Here is a 16,835-nt window from a genome sequence, read left to right on the forward strand (position 1 = left end):
ACTAACGCCCGCCCCCTGAACACCGGGACGAACCGCCGCGCGAACAGGCGTCAGCCAAGCCTGCCCGCCAACTGCGGTGAAGGGAACTGGGGGTCCGATGTTCCGCTCACGGCCTCGAACCCGAACCGCCCCAGCCCTCAGACCAGCACTTCCCCGCCACGGGCGACAATCCGCCCGCCGGAAACCACCAACGACCGGACCGGCACCCGCATCAACGCGTCCGGCACGTTCTCCGCGTCGATCAGCACCAGATCGGCTCGGCCCCCGACCACGAGATCATGCTTCTCCCGCCCCACGAACGCCCCGCCGCGACGAGTGGCCAGCTCCACCGCGGCCGTCAGGTCCGTGTCGGTCCGCAGCCCGTGCAACCGCGCGAACCCCTGCGCGACTCGCAGCACGTCCCCGTCTCCATAAGGCGACCACAAATCGCGGATGCCATCGGTCCCCAGCCCGACCGGCACCCCGCGTGCCGCCAGCTCGCCCCACGGCAAAGGCGCGGTCCGCACCGGCGCCACCGTCGCCAGCGAGATCCCGGCCGCCGCGATCTGGTCGGCCAAGGCGGACTGCCGAGCCGCCGGCAGCTCCCCGAGGGCGAACCCGTGCGACACCGTGACCTTGCCCCGCAGCCCGGTCCGCAGTGTCCGGTCCGCGATCAGTTCGTACTGGAACGCGCCCAGTTCGCCGCCGTCGTGCAGGTGGATGTCGAGGCCGACGCCCCGTCGCTCGGCGATGTCGAACAGCCCGTCCAGCTGCCCCACCGGATCCCGGTCGATGCCCGCCGGGTCCAGCCCGCCGATCCACCCGGCACCGGCCGCCGCTGCCTGGTCCAGCAGCTTCAGCACGCCCGGCCGGCGCAGCACCCCGTCCTGCGGGAAGGCGACGATCTCCATCGCCACCGCGCCGTCCAGCCGCGCCGCCGCTTCGCGGGCGATCTCGATGCCGCGCAGGCCCAGGCCCAGGTCGACGTCGATGTGCGTGCGGGTGGCCGTGGTGCCGTGCCGCAGGAATTCGCGCAGCACCGCCTCGGTCCCGTCGAGGCCGGGGATGCCCAGCTTGTCCCGCTCGGCCCGTTCGTGCGCGATCCGGCCTTCGGTGCTAGCGACGCCGCCGTAGGACACCCACGGTTGGCCCCACCAGCTCTTGTCGACGTGCGCGTGCGCGTTGACGAACCCGGGCAGCGCGAGGTGCCCGCCGCCGTCGACCGCCTCGCCCTCGACCGGGGCCGAGCCGGCCGGGCGTATCCCGGAAATCAGGTCGCCGTCGAGGACCAGGTCGGAGAGCTCGCCGCCCCAGGGGCGCACGCCGGTCACAGTGAGAGTAGCCACCAAAATGGTATACCAAATGGGCCGACTTGGCGTCGAACCTGGCCCTGACACTCCCAGGACCGGCGGGGTACTGGCCGCGCTTCCCGGCGGCTAGCACCATGGTCGAGGGCCGCGACGGGAAACCGATCCGCCGCGGCGGGAAAGGACAGGAAATGACCGACAACCGCCTCGGCGGAACATTCTCGATGGCCGGGCAGCCCGTCGCCCGCATGGGATACGGCGCGATGCAGCTGGCCGGCCCCGGCGTGTTCGGGCCGCCGCAGGACCGCGACGAAGCGCTCGCCGTCCTGCGCACCGCCCTCGACCTGGGCGTGAATCACTTCGACACGGCGGACTTCTACGGCCCGTACGTGACCAACGAGCTGCTCCGCGAAGCCCTCGCGCCCTACGACGGCCTGCAGATCGTCACCAAGGTCGGCGCGGTCCGCGACGACAAGGGCGGCTGGGTGCACGAACGCTCGCCCGAGCAGCTGCGCGAACAGGTCGAGTCGAACCTGCGCAACCTCGGTGTCGAGGCACTGGACGTGGTGAACCTGCGCGTCGGCGGCGGCGCGGACGGCCACTCGCCGGTGCCGGGCTCACTGGCCGAGCCGTTCGGCGCGCTCGCCGAGCTGCGCCAGGCGGGCAAGATCAAGGAACTCGGCGTAAGCGTCGTGGACGCCGAACAGGTCGCCGAAGCGCAGTCGATCGCGCCGGTGGTCACCGTGCAGAACTGGTACAACGTCGCACACCGCGGCGACGAAAAGCTCATCGAATCCCTAGCCGGGCAAGAAATCTCCTACGTTCCGTTCTGGCCGCTCGGCGGATTCGACCCGGTGCAGTCGTCCACTTTGGACCGGGTCGCCGCGCGCCTGGAAGCCAGCCCGAAGGCGGTCGCGCTGGCCTGGCTGTTGCACCAGTCGCCGAACATCCTGCTGATCCCGGGCACGTCTTCGGTCGCGCACCTGCGCGAAAACGTCGCCGCGGCCAGCCTGGAACTGCCCGCCGACGCGCTCGCCGAACTGGACCGCGTCGCGGAGTGACGGTTCCGTGGGTGGCAGAGCCCGGCTCTGCCACCCACGGCGGCTCCGGCGGTTGCCGAGGAACGACCGCGGCTGTCCTGCCCGCGTCTCGCACCTTGCCGGTACACCGCCCGCCGGACCGGTCCCGAGCCGCTGCCTCCGAGGAAGGAATCGAGCGACTGTTCTGGATCATGAATCCGGCGAAACTCACCGCGTACGCCGGCTGAAGGTGGGTACCCGCCGGGTATGAAGCGACCCGGCCCGGTGCGCTGGCTGCACTACGTCTACGGCGGCAGACTCCCCGACGTCTACCGCGAGTGGGTCCTGTACGACGCCACCGCGAAGACCTGGGTGCTCCGGTTCGCGTTCCGGGTCTTCGTCGAGGCGCTGCCGTGGCTGATCGCGGGCTACGTGGTGTTGCGGCTCGTGACGCCGATGCCGACGCTGATGATCGTCGCCGCCTTGCTGATCAGCCTGTTGCTGAGCCTTTTCCTGACCGTCACCAGCGCCGACGAACTGGCCGAGGTCCGGCTGGCGAAGCACGGATTCCCGCCTGGAACGGGGAAAGCGGTGCGGAAGCAACGCGGCGGCGCGTCGACTTGGCCGTAGCGGTCCGGCTCCGCCAGGCGAGCGGCGGGCGTCCGGGCTCGCTCGCCGATCCGGCGGTAGATTCCGGACAATCTCCCCCAGTGCCACGAACACCCCGAAGAAGGAGAGCCTCGGCGCGGATCCGGACGGGTGGCGGCCATATGGAGTACACTGATGTACCTGTAACTTTGAGTAGTCCCGCGTGACGAAGTGTGGGCCAGCCCGGTGGGAGGCGCACGATGAACGGAATCTCGGGCAGCACCCTGGCGAACCAGGTGCCCGCGCCCGACCGGCACGACGACGCGCGCACCGACGCCGAATTGCTCGCCGCCGTCCGAGCTGGTGATTGCCAAGCCGGCGGCGAACTGTTCCGGCGGCATGTGTCGCTCATGCGCGGGATCGCGAGCGGATGGGTGCGCCAGCCCGCCGAACGGGAGGATTTGGTCGCCGAAGCGTTCGCGCGGGTGCTGAGCACGGTCGCGGCGGGCGGCGGGCCGGAATCGAACGCGCCGGCGTACCTGGTGGCCACCATGCGAAATCTGTTCGCACGCTGGAGTCGCTACGAAAACCGGATCGATCTCTACGCGACGGTTCCGGAACACGCATCGGCGGACCTGGGTGCCGACGAACTCGCGGTGACCCGCTCCGAAGACCGCCTGGTCTGGTCGGCCTACCGGACCCTTCCCGGCCGCTGGCGAACGGTGCTGTGGCGGCAGGCCGCCGAAGGCGACACCGCGGCCGAGCTCGCCCCGCTGCTCGGCGTTTCGCCGAACGGAGTGGCGGTGCTGGCCCGCCGGGCCCGGGAAGGGCTGCGGCAGGCGTACCTGCAAGTCCAGGTGCCGGACGCGGATTTGCCGCAGTGCCAGGAAGTCCGCCGCCGGATGGGGGCGTGGCTGCGCGGCACTCTGCCCGCGCGACGAGCCGGCCTGCTGTCCGGGCATCTGACCGGATGCGCGCCGTGCCATTCGGTGGCCGCCGAACTGGCGGAGATCAATCGCGAGCTGCCGGCGATGACCGGATGCTGCGAGCCGGTGGTCCCCAAGCCTCGCTGACGAGGACTCGACCGACGGCTCCTGCCCGGACACCGAATGTCCGCGCGCCGTGCCGATGCGCTGCGAGACACGCCGATGCTGGTCAACGCAGGCGATCCGGGAGGAGACCGCGACGCACCCGGAACGGGGCGGCGAAGACGGTGCCCGCGCTGCCCGGGAAGAGCGCGGAAGGAGTCGTCTGGGCAGCGACCGCGCTGCCGGACGGGCCGAGCGGCGGGATGTTCGGGGACGGTCGCGAACGCACTGCGGGCCCAGACCGAAAATTCGGCCCGGGCCCGCAGATTTCCCCCCTCAACACACCATGAGGTCAGTGACCCAGGTGCATGTCCCCGAGGTGCAGCGCGCCGGCGTGCGACTCGAGCCCGTTGGCCAGGTCGTGCACGTGGTTCTGAACCTCGTTGAGCACGTTCGCGCCGTGCGTGGCGTCCGGCAGCTCGCCGGTGGCGACGTGCTGCGCGCCGGTCTCGACCGCGTCGTGCACCGCGCCCGCGGCGTGGTGCGCGGCAGCGCCGACGGCCGGCGCGTGCGAGGTCGCGCCCTCGATCGCGTGGGTCAGCGAGCCCGCGTTCGGCGCGGCCGGGACCGCGGCCGGCAGGTGCGGCAGTTCGCCCGCACCCGGGACCTGCGGCAGCGCACCGACGCCCGGAACCTGCGGCAGCGCACCGACACCCGGCACCGCCGGAAGAGCCGGCACGGCCGGAAGGCCCGGCACCGCCGGAAGGCCCGGCACCGCCGGGACGCCCGGCACGGCCGGCAGCGCCGGGGCGCCCGGGATCGCGCCGGCGGCGTGGTCCAGGGTCCCCGCCAGGTCACCGGCCGAAGTCAGGTCGCCCGCGGCGTGGGTCAGGTCGGCACGGACGTCGCCGTGCTCGCCGACCGGGGTGGAGCCGATCGCTTCGTTCACGGTGCCGAGCAGGTGCGAGCCGCCCACGCGGACGTCCTCGACCAGGCCGCTGACCGGGCCGCCGACGCCCGGGATCTTCGCGGTCTCGGCCACGACGGCCTTCCAGGTCAGCGCGTCGCCGAGGTGGTTGGTGGTGGCGTCCACGGCGGAGCCGACCAGCTTGCCGTCGAAGACGTGGTCGCCCACGGCGCGCACGGTGTTCTGGGTGTCGATCGCGGCCGCGTCGAGGATCGGGCCGACCAGCGGGGCCGGGTGGGTCGCGGCGGCGACGTGGTCCAGCACGCCCGAGACCGCGCCCAGCGCGCCGTGCGTGACGGTGTTCAGGCCGGTCTCGTCCGCGACGTTGCTGACGCCCTCGAAGACCGGGCTGAGGTTCGGCAGGTTGCCGAGGAGGCCGCCGAGTCCGGCGCCCGCCTCGTGCGCCACCGGCTCGGCAGCGGTGTTCGCCTTGTCCAGCGCGCCGGACACGGAGGCCGGGGCGGCCGGAACCGCGGGCACGCCGGCCGGGACCGCGGCGGGCAGCGGGGCGCTGTCCATCACCAGCGGCATGATGTCCTGCACGTCGGACGGGCTGAGCTCGCCGAGGCCGGCGCCGTTGAGCACGCCCTGCGGGTCAGCCTTGTAGTCCGCCAGGGACTGCGGGTCGTTCAGCAGGTTCATCGCGAAATCGTGCAGCGTCTGCACCGGGCCCATAGTTCGTATTCTCCTGTAATGACCAACGGATCGGGGTGGGGTGTCCGAAGAAAACACGGACGCGCCGCCCGTTGCGGCGGCGCTTTTTCCGAAGATAGGACTAAGCCGAATACCCGCCATCGGGGGGTCACCCGGGTCCGCGGCGGCCACCACTAGGGAGTTCACCCCTCCCCCGATTAGGGGCGTTAGGGGATTTGCGGCGTCATGCCAGGTCAACGGCCTATCGCGGGGACCACTCCGAAGAGCGCCGGTCACCCGCCGATCGGGGGACGGGCGGGCGTCGCCAGCCAATACTCCCCGGGACCACCCAATGGTGTGACACCCGAAGGAATTTCGCCCTGCCCGGAACGGACGAAACGGCGGGGAGGCCGGGCGAACCCGCTCTCCCCGCCGTTTCGCGGGCCAGCCGGAAACGAGAACGCGGAATCCGCAGTGCTCCCGTGACCGGCCTAGCCGATCCTAAGTCAGGCCCGGGCGACCTCCACGGAATCCGGCGTCGCAAGCTCCTTGAGCAGCTCTTCCTGCCGCTTCCGGTAGGCCGCGACGTTGGCGAGCTTGATCTCCTCGTATCCGCGCACCGCGTCCGGCAGCCCGGCCAGCTCGACCAGCCGCGCGTCGTCCGGACCGGCGACGTCCAGCGCCCGCTCGATCGTCTGCCGGTACTCGCCGACCAGCGCCCGCTCGACCTTGCGGACCTCGGCCCTGCCGAACGGGTCGAACCGGGTGCCGCGCAGCTTGCGCATGGCCCGCAGAGCCGCGAACGCAGGCCGGAAGCCGCGGCTGCCGAGGCTGATCTTGCGGTTCATGCCCAGCGCGCGCAGCACCGGCGGGTGCAACCGGTGCGCGAACCGGGTGCCGACGCCGAACTGGGCTTCGATCTCCGCGGTCAGCCGCGGATCCAGCGACAGCCGGGCGACCTCGTACTCGTCCTTGTAGGCCATCAGCTTGAACAGGTTCCGCGCGACCGCCTCGGCGACCGGCGCGCTGGCGCGGACGCGGATCCGCTCGACGAACTCCGCGTACTGCCGGGCGTACCGCTCGTCCTGGTAGGCGATCAGGTCCGGGACGCGGATGTCGAGCAGCCGGGCGAGTTCGCCGTCCGCCCGCACCAGCGAACGCACCCGGGCGACCGCCGCCGCGTCCACCGGGGCCGGTGCGGACGCGGCTTCCGGGGCGAGTTCGGCTTGCAGCGCCTCCGGGTCCGCGACCAGCTGACGGCCGCGGCGGAACGCCTGGACGTTCGTCTCCACCGCGGTGCCGTTGATCTCGATGGCGCGTTCCAGGCTCTCCGCGGTCACCGACAGCATGCCGGTCTGGTACGCCGCGCCGAGCTGGAGAATGTTCGCGAACTGGTCGTCGCCGAAGATTTGCTCGGCAAGGCCCCGCGCGTCCAGGTAGTGCCCGGACTCGGTGGCGTCGCCGAGCGCGGCGCGGATGCTCGTCTGGTCCGGGTAGGAGACTTCCTTGTCCACGACCATCCGCCCGGTCGGCACCTCCGAGGTGGAGACCACCGCGACGGTGCGGGCGGGATCGGTCACGCTCAAATACGCCGGGTCGGCCGCGACCAGCGCGTCGCACGCCAGGTAGAGATCGCATTCGCCGTTGGCGAGCTTCGGGGCCTGCTCGACCGCGCCAGCAGTGATCTTGACGTCCGAGACGACCGCGCCGCCCTTCTGCGCGAGGCCGATCTGGTCCAGAGTGCGGACCTCCTTGCCGTCGAGAACGCCTGCCACGCCGAGGATCTGCGCGACGGTGACCACGCCGGTGCCGCCGATGCCGGTGATCCGCACCGCGACGTCGCGCGGGGTCCGCACCGGTTCCGGCAGCGCGTCGGCGGCCAGCGGGGCGAGGTGGCGCCGCCGGACCTCGCCGGTCGGCACCACGGTCAGGAACGACGGGCAGTCGCCGTCGAGGCACGAGTAGTCGACGTTGCAGGACGCTTGGTGGATCTGGGTTTTCCGGCCGAACTCGGTGTCGACCGGCTGCACCGAAAGACAATTCGACTTCACGCCGCAGTCGCCGCAGCCCTCGCAGACGCGCTCGTTCACGAACACCTTGCGCGCTGGGGTTTCCTGCTTGCCCCGACGCCGCTTGCGCCGCTTCTCCGCCGCGCACTCCTGCTCGTGGATCAGCACCGTCACCCCGCGGTGGGCAGCCAATTCCTCCTGCGTACGAAGAAGTTCCGACCGGTCCCGCACCTCGACGCCGCGCGGCAGCGCGCGCTTGCGCAACCGGCGCGGCGCGTCCGAGGTGATGACGACCTTCGCCGCGCCTTCGGTCAGCAGCAACGCCGCGACCTTCTCCACCGACAGCCCGCCGACCGCGTCCTGCCCGCCGGTCATCGCGACCGCGGAGTTGTAGAGCAGCTTGTACGTGATGTCGACGCCCGCCGCGACCGCCGCGCGCACGGCGAGGCTGCCGGAGTGCATGAACGTTCCGTCGCCGATGTTCTGCATCAGATGCGGGGTCTCGACGAAGGGCGCCATGCCGATCCACTGCGCGCCTTCCCCGCCCATCTGGGTCAGCCCGACGACCTCGCCGACCTGCTCCGGTTCCATGAACAGAGCCATGGTGTGGCAACCGATTCCGGCGCCGACCAAGGTGCCTTCCGGGACCTTCGTGGACGAGTTGTGCGGACAGCCGGAGCAGAAATACGGCGTACGGGCCAGCAACGGCACCGAAATCCGCTCACGCCGGCGACGCTGCCGCCAAGCCGCGACGGGTTCGGCGCCGGACAGGCGCTTGGCCAGCCCGCCGGCGATCCGGTCCGGGTCGAGCTCGCCGAGTTCGGTGAACAGCACCTGCCCGTCCGGCCCGGACTTGCCGTGCACTCGCGGCGCGTTGGCGCGGCCGTACAGGATTTCCTTGATCGCCGGTTCCACCAGCGCACGCTTCTCTTCGACGACCAGGATTTCGTCGAGCCCCTCGGCGAACTCCTTGACGATCGTCGGCTCCACCGGGTAGATCACGCCGAGCTTCAGCAGCCGGATCCCGTAGCGGGACAACGCGGACTCGTCCAGGCCGAGCAACCGCAGCGCCTGCCGGAGGTCCAAATAGGACTTGCCGGCGGTGACGATGCCGATCCGGTCGCCGGGCGCGGACCGCACGATCCGGTTGACGCCGCTGGCCCGCACGTACTCCATCGCGAGCGGCAGCCGGACGCGGTGCAGGCTGTGCTCCAGCGTGACCAGCTCCGGGCCGAGCAGGCGGCTGTTCGGCTGGTGCCGGTAGGCGCCTTCGGGCAGCTCCGGCGCCCGCCATGGCGAACCGACCACCGCGGTGCCGCCGGCGTCGGCGACGTTCGCGACGATCTTCATCGACGACCACAGCCCGCTCGCCCGGGACAGCTCGACCGCGTGCCGGCCGTGGTCGAGCACATCCTGCGAATCGGCCGGGAAGAACACCGGCATCGCCAGGTCGGCCAGCGCGTGCTCGGACGCGCACGGAATGGTGGAGGACTTCGCGTTCGGGTCGTCGCCGACCAGCGCGACCGCCCCGCCGCGCGGGTCGGTGCCGGCCAGGTTCGCGTGCCGCAGCGCGTCGGTGGCGCGGTCCAGCCCGGGTGCCTTGCCGTACCACATGCCGACCACGCCGTCCGGGCGCATGGTGCCCGCCCGGGCGGCCAGCTGGCTGCCCATCACCGCGGTCGCGCCGAGTTCCTCGTTCACCCCCGGCTGGTGCACGATCCCGTGCTCGGCCAGCAGTTTCGCCCGGCGCGCCAGCTCCAGGTCGAACCCGCCGAGCGGCGACCCCTGGTATCCGGAGACGAACGCCGCCGGGTCCGCACCTGCGGCCCGGTCCAGCCGGATCCGGTCCAGCAGCACGCGCACCAGCGCCTGCACCCCGGTCAGGTAGACCGTGCCCGCTTCGCGAACGTACCGGTCTTCCAACGTGAAGGCGCTCATCCGCACTTCCCTTCCGCATGCCATTTCGCCCACGGACACCCCGCCGTTGGGACGTGAGCCACCTCACCGCAACGCTGACCCTGGCGCAACGCGCCCGGCCACCCTAGTGGCAAGGACGCAACGGATGTCACCGGACAGGGCCTTTTCGGCACATCCGTTGCGTACGATGCCCGTCATGGCCGAAGAACTGCTGGACGCGACGGACTACGAGATCATCGCGCTGCTGCGCGAGGACGCGCGCCGCACGTTCTCGGACATCGCCACGCAGGTGTCGCTGTCCACCGCGGCGGTGAAGCGGCGAGTGGACCGGCTCCGCGAGAAGGGCGTGATCACCGGCTTCACGGTGCAGATCGACCACGCGAAACTCGGCTGGGGCATCGAGGCGTTCGCGCAGCTGCGGTTCTTCGGCAGCACCAACGTCGCGGAGATCGTGGAGACCACCACCCGGATCCCGGAGGCGCAGGCGGTGTTCACCATCGCCGGCGACCCGGACGCGGTGGTGTGGCTGCGCAGCCGCGACATGGCGCATTTGCAGCGGACCATCGACGAGCTGCGGCGCAGCCACCGGATCACCAGCACACGCACGCTGATCGTGCTCGACTCGTGGGTGCGCGGGGAGGACCGGCCCGCGCCGGAATGACGAGAAGGGGCGAGCCGGCCGGCTCGCCCCTTCGAGGAGTGGTTCAGGCCTTGCGAATCGGCCCGATTGGCAGCAGAGTGCGGCCCGCGGTGGTGTTCGTGACCACGGCGAACGAGCCATACCAGGCGAGTACGGCGGTGACGAGCCCCAGCCAGCCGCCGACCTTGCCCATGCTCGCCGCTCCGCCCAGTTCGGCGATGGTGAGGAACAGGAAGGTCAGGAACAGCAGCACGAACACCCCGACCAGCACCGCGTTCGTGCGCAGCGCCGCGATCGTCATGTAGCCGGTGAAGATCGTGAAGACCAGCAGGAACATGCCGGTCGCGGTCGCCGCGTCGGCGGCCGGGATCTTGGGCGCGAACTGCCAGACGTAGAAGGCGAACGCCAGCCAGAACGCTCCGTAGGTGCCGAACGCGGTGGCGCCGAAAGTGTTGTTCTTGCGGAATTCCCACATCCCGGCGAGCAGCTGGGCGAGCCCGCCGTAGAACAGCGCTAGCGGCAGCACCACTGGTTCGATGGACTTCGGCACCAGACCGGCGTTGACGGTGCTGAGCACGAACGTGGTGGCGGCGAATCCGGCCAGCCCGAGTGGGCCGGGATCCGCGATCCCCGGGGCGGTTGAGGTCGGATGGGCGGCCGGTTCAGTCATCGGTTCCCTCGTTTCTTCCGGTGCTGCTTACTCCTCCTTGCCGGCATTGAGTCCGGCGGAGATGAGGTCCATGACCGAGGAGTCGGCGAGCGTGGTGACGTCGCCGATCTGGCGGTTTTCCGCGACGTCGCGCAGCAGGCGGCGCATGATCTTGCCGGATCGGGTCTTGGGCAGCTCGGCCACGACCATGATCTGCCGCGGTTTCGCGATCGGCCCGATCTCCTTCGCGACGTGGTTGCGCAGCTCCTGCACCGCCCCGTCACCTCCATCCACAGCGTTGCCGCGCAGGATCACGAACGCGACGATGCCCTGCCCGGTCGTCGGGTCCGTCGCGCCCACCACAGCGGCCTCGGCGACCGTCGGGTGCGACACCAGCGCGGACTCGACCTCGGTGGTGGAGATCCGGTGCCCGGACACGTTCATCACGTCGTCGACCCGGCCCAGCAGCCAGATGTCGCCGTCCGCGTCGTACTTCGCGCCGTCCCCGGCGAAGTAGTAGCCCTGCTCGGCGAACCGGGACCAGTAGGTGTCGCGGAACCGCTCGTCGTCGCCCCACACCCCGCGCAGCATCGAGGGCCACGGCTTGTCCAGCACCAGGTACCCGCCGCCGCCGTGCGGGACCTCCGTGCCGGTGTCGTCCACGACCTTCGCCGAAATCCCCGGCAGCGCCCGCTGCGCCGAACCCGGCTTCGCGGCGGTGACCCCGGGCAGCGGCGAGATCATGATCGCCCCGGTCTCGGTCTGCCACCACGTGTCCACCACCGGCGTCGTGTTCGCGCCGATCTTCTCCCGGTACCAGATCCACGCCTCCGGGTTGATCGGCTCGCCCACCGACCCGAGCACCCGCAGGCTCGACAGGTCGTACTTCGCCGGGATGTCCTCGCCCCACTTCATGAACGTCCGGATCAACGTCGGCGCGGTGTAGTAGATCGACACCTTGTACTTCTGGATGATCTCCCAGTGCCGGCCCTCGTGCGGCGTGTTCGGCGTCCCCTCGTACACCACCTGCGTCACCCGGTTCGCCAACGGCCCGTACACGATGTACGAGTGGCCGGTGATCCAGCCGATGTCGGCGGTGCACCAGTAGACGTCTTCGCCCGGCTTGTGGTCGAACACGACGTTGTGGGTGTACGCGGTCTGGGTCAGGTAGCCGCCGGAGGTGTGCAGAATGCCCTTCGGCTTACCGGTGGTGCCCGAGGTGTACAGGATGAACAGCGGGTGTTCGGAATCGAACGCTTCCGGCTGGTGCTCCGCGGACTGCCCGTCGACCAGCTCGTGCCACCACAGGTCGCGGCCCTCGGTCCACGGCGCCTCGCCTTCGAGGTCGCTGCCGGTGCGCTTGACCACGATGACCTTCTGGACGGTTTCCGCGCCCTGCAACGCTTCGTCGACGTTCGCCTTCATCGGCGCGGCCTTGCCGCGACGGTACTGCCCGTCCGAGGTAATCACGATCTTCGCCGCCGCGTCGTCCACCCGCGCCCGCAACGCCGTCGGCGAAAACCCGCCGAACACCACGCTGTGCAACGCCCCGATCCGCGCGCACGCCAGCATCGCGAAAATCGCCTCCGGCACCATCTGCAGCTGGATCGCCACCACGTCGCCCGCGCCCACCCCCAGCGACGACAGCGCGTTCGCCGCCCGCGACACCTCGTCCTTCAACTCCGCGTACGTGATGTCGCGAGTGTCGCCCGGCTCGCCGACCCAATGGATCGCCACCTGCTCCCCGTGCCCCGACTCCACATGCCGGTCCACGCAGTTGTACGCGACGTTCAGCTTCCCGCCCACGAACCACTTCGCGAACGGCGCATTGGTCCAGTCCAAAACCTGCGACCACTTCGTGTCCCACGACAGCCGCTCCGCCTGCGCCGCCCAGAACGCCTCCCGATCAGCGTCCGCGGCCGCATACAAATCCGCCTTCGCGTTCGCCTGACCAGCGAACTGCTCACTCGGCGGAAACGTACGGCTCTCCGTGAGCAGGTTGTCCAATGCTGGGGACTGCTCGGACATGGTGCAAAGCCTCCGTCGCCCTCGGCAGCAGGATCTCCACATCTGACACCTGCCGCAACAGACTTGTCCACTGTCCCCAGTGTCCCTCTTTCGAGTGGCCATCGGTAGTCTTCACCCGATTTGCGCACACAGTTTCGGAATATACTTCCCATTCCAGGACAAATGCTCCTCGCGGATACATTAAGAACGTCGCGGAATAAACCGGGAATACCGCGCCGGCGACTGGCACGGGAGCCCCCGCCGCCCCAGTGAGGTTCCGGCCCCGCCGACCGGACCGGAGCGAGTAGTGTCACCGGGTGCCAGAAGGCCCACCGGAGGGGAACAGCATGTCAGCCGAACCGGCCGGGGAGCCGCGTCCCCGCCGCGGCCGCCCGCGCGGGACCAGCGCGCGCCAGCTGGAGGAGATCGCGCTGCGCCTGTTCACCGAACAGGGTTTCCACGAGACGACCGTCGACCAGATCGCGGCCTCGGCCGGCGTCAGCCGGCGCACCTTCTTCCGTTACTACGACGCCAAGTCGGACGTGCTCTGGAACGAGTTCGACTCCGAAGTGGACACCATTCGCGAGCTGCTGGCGGACACCCCGGACGGCCTGCCGGTGCTGGAAGCCGTCCGGCGCGCGGTGCTGGCCGCCAACCACTACCGCGCCGAAGACGTGCCTGAGCTGCGGATGCGGATGAACCTGCTGAGCACCGTCGCCGAGCTGGCCGCGAGCGCGACCCGGCACTACGACGACTGGGAACGCGCGGTGATCAGCTTCGTGGCCCACCGCACCGGCCAGCCCGAAGACTCGCTGTATCCGCTGGCGGTCGGCCGCGCGGTCCTGGCCACCTGCCGGGCGGCGTACGAACGCTGGTCCGCCCGCGCGGACGCCGACCTCACCCTCTACCTGGACGCCGGCCTGCGCGCCCTCGCCGCCGGCTTCTCCGACGAAGTCCTGACCGCCGAGCCCGAGGCGCCATGACCAAGCCGTTCCGTGAAGGGCCCCATGAGGGACATAGATTCCCTCAAGGGGCCCTTCACGGACCAACGCCCGGCGGAACCTCAACTACCGGTGGTCGAGCAGAGCGGCGAGAGCGGCCGGCGCGGCCGCGGCGCCGCTGAGCGGATACCAGCGCGCACCGGATTCGCGTGCGAACCGTTCGGCTTCCTCGCAGTCCTCCGCCGGAGCCAGAATCAGCAATTCCTCGCACGCGCGCGCGGCCGGCAACGGATCCTGATCATCGGTCGCCCGGCAATCCGACAACAGAATGATCGTCTTCCGCGCCGCCCGCGAAGACGACAATTGCTCATTCGCTTTTCGCAACGCCGCCGCGAGCGCCGTCACGCCATGCCCCCGCAAGGACAACACCGATTCCACCACCGCGGCTTTCGACCGCGACGACCGCAGCGGCCGGATGACCTCGGCCTGCCGCGCGAACGACACCACTGCGTGTTCCTCCGGTGCCCGCCACGCACAGGCCGCCGCCGTGAGCGCGGCGGCCGCCAGCCGGGCACCCGTCATCGACCCGCTGGTGTCGATCACCATGCACAGCGCCAGTTCCGGCCGAGCCCAGCGGCGGGCCACCAGGTCGTCCAACGCCGGCACCCCGCCGATCGCCGCGGCGTCCACCAGCGCGGGCAGCGACCGGTCCAGGTCCAGTTCCCCGCCGCGATCGGCGCGATCGCGGCGCAGTTTTCCCACGCCTCGCCCGCGCGCGACGCCTCGCCGGGCAACGTCGATCATCAACCGCCGCGCCAGCCCGCGAGCCGCGGCACGCAACGACTCGTCGGTCGCCTTGCTCATCTCGACCAGGAGCGCCATCGCCTCGTCCGCGTCGTCGCGGAACACCGCGCTGAACGCTTCCTCGTCGAGAACGCCGACTTCCGGCGAGATCTCCGCGAACCGGCTGTTGCGGGACAGTTCCGAGCGCGGCGTGGTGCTGCTGCGCGCGGAACCCGGCCGCGGCGGTCGTTGCTGGTGTTGCTCAGTGCCCGCCGGCGGCGGGCTCAGGCTTCCCCCGGCGGTTCACCGCCTTCCGGTTCCTTCGGCGCGGATTCCTCGCCGAACACCGCCACGTACAGCTCGTCGATCACCGATTCCGCGGTGCGCCCGCTGGATTCGTGCATCCCGATCCGGCCGGACAGCGCCGCCATCGCGGCATCGTGGCCGACCCGCCACTCCGTCGCCTCCGCACCGCGGATCCGGGCCAGCGAAACCGAAAGCCGCACCACGTCGATCGCGCCGCGCACCGAAGAACCGACGCGCACGTCCGCGTGCTCCCGGGTACGCCGGACCAGGTCCACCACGCGGTCGCGCCACGGCGCCGGCACCGGCGGGCACCGGCGCGCGACGATGTCGTTTTCCTCGTCGTGGCTCTGGTAGCCCATGACGATCCGGCACACCCGGTCGTAGATCGCCGACGAGATCCGCGCCGTCCCCACCGCGTCGAACGGGTTCATCGCGGCCACCAGCCGGAACCCCTCGGCCGCGCGCACCCGGCCCAGCCGCGGCACGTGCAGCTCCGCTTCGGACATCACGGTGATCAGGACGTTGAGCGTCTCCTCCGGAATCCGGTTGACCTCCTCGACGTAGAGCAGCCCGCCGGTCCGCAGCGCCTCGATCAGCGGACCGTCCACAAAGGTCTCCGGGACGTAGCCTTCGGCCAGCACCCGCGACGGATCGAACTGCCCGACCAGCCGGGCCGGCGTCAGCTCCGCGTTCCCTTCCACGAACACGAACGACGAGCCGCCCGCTTCCGCGACCGCACGCAGCAGCGTGGTCTTCCCGGTGCCGGGCGGGCCTTCGAGCACGACGTGCGCGCCGCAGTCGAGACCGGCCAGCAGCAGTTCGATCTCGCGCTGCCGGCCGACCACCTCGTCGGAGAGGAACGGTACCGCCGCCCGGGGGCCGGAAACCGGCCCCCGGGCAGCGTGCAATGCCGTCACGGCGCGTCGTGGACCAGCACGCCGCGCACGTTCCGGCCCTCCAGCAGATCGTCGTACCCCTGGTTGATCTCTTCCAGGGTGTACGTCCGGGTGATGATTTCGTCCAGCTTCAGGTCCCCGCTCTGGTACAGCCCGAGGATCTTCGGGATGTCCGTGGTCGGGTTGCAGTCGCCGAACAAGCTGCCCTTCACGGTCTTCTTGAACAGCGTGAGGATCGAGCCGGGCAGGTTGACGTTGTTCACCGACAGCTTGTTCAGCCCGGTCAGCACGATCGTGCCGCCCTTGCCGGTGGCGTTGAACGCGCCGGTGACGATCTCCTCGGTGACGATGCCCGCGGTGACGATGGTCTTGTCCGCTCCGTTGCCGTTGGTGAACGACTGGGCCAGCTCAGCCGCTTCCTCCGGCGTCGCGACCGCGTGCGTCGCGCCGAGCTCCATCGCCTTCTCCCGCTTGTTCTCCAACGGGTCCAGCGCGATCACGTTCTTCGCACCGGCGTACCGCGCGCCCTGCACCGCATTGATGCCGATGCCGCCGACGCCGGACACGATCACCGTCTCGCCGGGCCGGACGTCGGCCGCGTTGACCGCCGAACCCCAGCCGGTCGGGACGCCGCAGCCGACCAGCACCGCCTTGTCCAGCGGCAGGTCGTCGTCGACCTTGACCACCGAGTTCTGGTGGATCGTGGAGTACTGGCTGAACGTGCCCAGCATGCACATCGCGCCGTATTCCTTGACCGGGCCGGGGCCGCTGAACGGGAACCGCTCGCCCGGCAGGTAGCCCTCCAGGATGGTGGCGCCCATGTCGCAGATCGCCTGCTGCCCGGTGGCGCACCAGCGGCACACGCCGCAGTTGGGGATGAACGAGCACACCACATGGTCGCCGGGCTTGACGCGGGTGACGCCGACGCCGACTTCCTCGATGATGCCCGCGCCTTCGTGGCCGAGCACCATCGGCAGCCGGGCCTCCAGGTCGCCGTGCGCGATGTGCACGTCGGAGTGGCACAGCCCGGCATGCGTGTACCGGATCAGCACCTCGCCCTCGCCCGGGCCTTCGAGATCCAGCTCCACTACCTCGATCGGCTTGCCGATTTCGTAGACCACCGCGGCCTTAGTCTTCATCGGGAACTCCTTTGTTCGATTGGGCGG

At 70.4% G+C, this 16,835-nt stretch carries 13 protein-coding genes; 5 read left to right on the forward strand and 8 right to left on the reverse strand.

Annotated elements, in window-relative coordinates:
• Nucleotides 1-137: 137 nt before the first annotated feature.
• Nucleotides 138-1,325, reverse strand: a complete 1,188-nt coding sequence (locus AMYBE_RS0122285; RefSeq protein WP_027927890.1) for an amidohydrolase — start codon at nucleotides 1,323-1,325, stop codon at nucleotides 138-140.
• A 152-nt stretch (nucleotides 1,326-1,477) separates the two neighbouring features.
• Here AMYBE_RS0122285 and AMYBE_RS0122290 point away from each other — a divergent pair, with 152 nt between their 5' ends.
• The 3 genes from AMYBE_RS0122290 (at nucleotide 1,478) to AMYBE_RS42145 (ending at nucleotide 3,966) form a co-directional block, all read left to right on the forward strand.
• Nucleotides 1,478-2,347, forward strand: coding sequence for an oxidoreductase (locus AMYBE_RS0122290; protein ID WP_027927891.1), 870 nt, complete (start codon nucleotides 1,478-1,480; stop codon nucleotides 2,345-2,347).
• A gap of 225 nt (nucleotides 2,348-2,572) precedes the next feature.
• Nucleotides 2,573-2,935 carry a DUF5313 family protein gene (locus tag AMYBE_RS0122300; RefSeq protein ID WP_020661609.1) on the forward strand — a complete coding sequence of 121 codons (363 nt, stop codon included), beginning with the start codon at nucleotides 2,573-2,575 and terminating at the stop codon, nucleotides 2,933-2,935.
• A gap of 218 nt (nucleotides 2,936-3,153) precedes the next feature.
• Nucleotides 3,154-3,966, forward strand: a complete 813-nt coding sequence (locus AMYBE_RS42145; protein WP_020661610.1) for a sigma-70 family RNA polymerase sigma factor — start codon at nucleotides 3,154-3,156, stop codon at nucleotides 3,964-3,966.
• Between the two features lie 307 nt (nucleotides 3,967-4,273).
• On the opposite strand, the gene AMYBE_RS0122310 is transcribed toward AMYBE_RS42145, so the two are convergent.
• Nucleotides 4,274-5,563 carry an IniB N-terminal domain-containing protein gene (locus AMYBE_RS0122310; RefSeq protein ID WP_020661611.1) on the reverse strand — a complete coding sequence of 430 codons (1,290 nt, stop codon included), beginning with the start codon at nucleotides 5,561-5,563 and terminating at the stop codon, nucleotides 4,274-4,276.
• Nucleotides 5,564-6,027: 464 nt separating this feature from the next.
• The gene (locus tag AMYBE_RS0122315) at nucleotides 6,028-9,468 is read right to left on the reverse strand and encodes an indolepyruvate ferredoxin oxidoreductase family protein (protein ID WP_020661612.1); all 3,441 of its coding nucleotides are present in this window, start codon (nucleotides 9,466-9,468) and stop codon (nucleotides 6,028-6,030) included.
• Between the two features lie 175 nt (nucleotides 9,469-9,643).
• Between AMYBE_RS0122315 and AMYBE_RS0122320 the strand changes: the two genes are divergently transcribed.
• Nucleotides 9,644-10,108: an Lrp/AsnC family transcriptional regulator gene (locus tag AMYBE_RS0122320; protein WP_020661613.1), complete on the forward strand. Its 465-nt coding sequence runs from the start codon at nucleotides 9,644-9,646 to the stop codon at nucleotides 10,106-10,108.
• A 43-nt stretch (nucleotides 10,109-10,151) separates the two neighbouring features.
• Here AMYBE_RS0122320 and AMYBE_RS0122325 read toward each other — a convergent pair whose 3' ends face one another.
• Together AMYBE_RS0122325 and acs are read right to left on the reverse strand one after the other, a co-directional pair.
• A complete protein-coding gene (locus AMYBE_RS0122325) occupies nucleotides 10,152-10,757 on the reverse strand; it encodes an acetate uptake transporter (RefSeq protein ID WP_020661614.1) in 606 nt (201 codons plus the stop codon).
• Between the two features lie 27 nt (nucleotides 10,758-10,784).
• A complete protein-coding gene (gene acs, locus AMYBE_RS0122330; RefSeq protein ID WP_020661615.1) occupies nucleotides 10,785-12,764 on the reverse strand; it encodes an acetate--CoA ligase in 1,980 nt (659 codons plus the stop codon).
• Between the two features lie 326 nt (nucleotides 12,765-13,090).
• On the opposite strand from acs, the gene mftR reads away from it, so the two are divergent.
• Entirely contained in the window at nucleotides 13,091-13,726 is a 636-nt protein-coding gene (gene mftR, locus AMYBE_RS0122335) for a mycofactocin system transcriptional regulator (protein ID WP_020661616.1), read from the forward strand.
• An 84-nt stretch (nucleotides 13,727-13,810) separates the two neighbouring features.
• Here mftR and AMYBE_RS0122340 read toward each other — a convergent pair whose 3' ends face one another.
• The 3 genes from AMYBE_RS0122340 to AMYBE_RS0122350 all read right to left on the reverse strand — a co-directional run bounded on the left by AMYBE_RS0122340 (nucleotide 13,811) and on the right by AMYBE_RS0122350 (nucleotide 16,808).
• Nucleotides 13,811-14,593 (reverse strand): vWA domain-containing protein, encoded by a 783-nt coding sequence (locus AMYBE_RS0122340; protein ID WP_020661617.1) that lies wholly within the window; start codon nucleotides 14,591-14,593, stop codon nucleotides 13,811-13,813.
• Nucleotides 14,594-14,751: 158 nt separating this feature from the next.
• Nucleotides 14,752-15,690, reverse strand: a complete 939-nt coding sequence (locus AMYBE_RS0122345; protein WP_020661618.1) for an AAA family ATPase — start codon at nucleotides 15,688-15,690, stop codon at nucleotides 14,752-14,754.
• Nucleotides 15,687-16,808: an NDMA-dependent alcohol dehydrogenase gene (locus AMYBE_RS0122350; protein WP_020661619.1), complete on the reverse strand. Its 1,122-nt coding sequence runs from the start codon at nucleotides 16,806-16,808 to the stop codon at nucleotides 15,687-15,689. Before AMYBE_RS0122350 ends, AMYBE_RS0122345 begins: the two co-directional genes overlap by 4 nt.
• Nucleotides 16,809-16,835 lie beyond the last annotated feature (27 nt).

Origin of the sequence: Amycolatopsis benzoatilytica AK 16/65 (genome assembly GCF_000383915.1) — a bacterium.
Classification (GTDB): Bacteria; Actinomycetota; Actinomycetes; order Mycobacteriales; family Pseudonocardiaceae; genus Amycolatopsis; species Amycolatopsis benzoatilytica.

Bases quoted from the DNA above. Each gene is read 5' to 3' on its own strand.
- AMYBE_RS0122290 (WP_027927891.1), top strand. From the start codon at position 1,478: ATGACCGACAACCGCCTCGGCGGAACATTCTCGATGGCCGGGCAGCCC.
- AMYBE_RS0122300 (WP_020661609.1), top strand. From the start codon at position 2,573: ATGAAGCGACCCGGCCCGGTGCGCTGGCTGCACTACGTCTACGGCGGC.
- AMYBE_RS42145 (WP_020661610.1), top strand. From the start codon at position 3,154: ATGAACGGAATCTCGGGCAGCACCCTGGCGAACCAGGTGCCCGCGCCC.
- AMYBE_RS0122310 (WP_020661611.1), bottom strand. From the start codon at position 5,563: ATGGGCCCGGTGCAGACGCTGCACGATTTCGCGATGAACCTGCTGAAC.
- AMYBE_RS0122315 (WP_020661612.1), bottom strand. From the start codon at position 9,468: ATGAGCGCCTTCACGTTGGAAGACCGGTACGTTCGCGAAGCGGGCACG.
- AMYBE_RS0122320 (WP_020661613.1), top strand. From the start codon at position 9,644: ATGGCCGAAGAACTGCTGGACGCGACGGACTACGAGATCATCGCGCTG.
- AMYBE_RS0122325 (WP_020661614.1), bottom strand. From the start codon at position 10,757: ATGACTGAACCGGCCGCCCATCCGACCTCAACCGCCCCGGGGATCGCG.
- acs (WP_020661615.1), bottom strand. From the start codon at position 12,764: ATGTCCGAGCAGTCCCCAGCATTGGACAACCTGCTCACGGAGAGCCGT.
- mftR (WP_020661616.1), top strand. From the start codon at position 13,091: ATGTCAGCCGAACCGGCCGGGGAGCCGCGTCCCCGCCGCGGCCGCCCG.
- AMYBE_RS0122350 (WP_020661619.1), bottom strand. From the start codon at position 16,808: ATGAAGACTAAGGCCGCGGTGGTCTACGAAATCGGCAAGCCGATCGAG.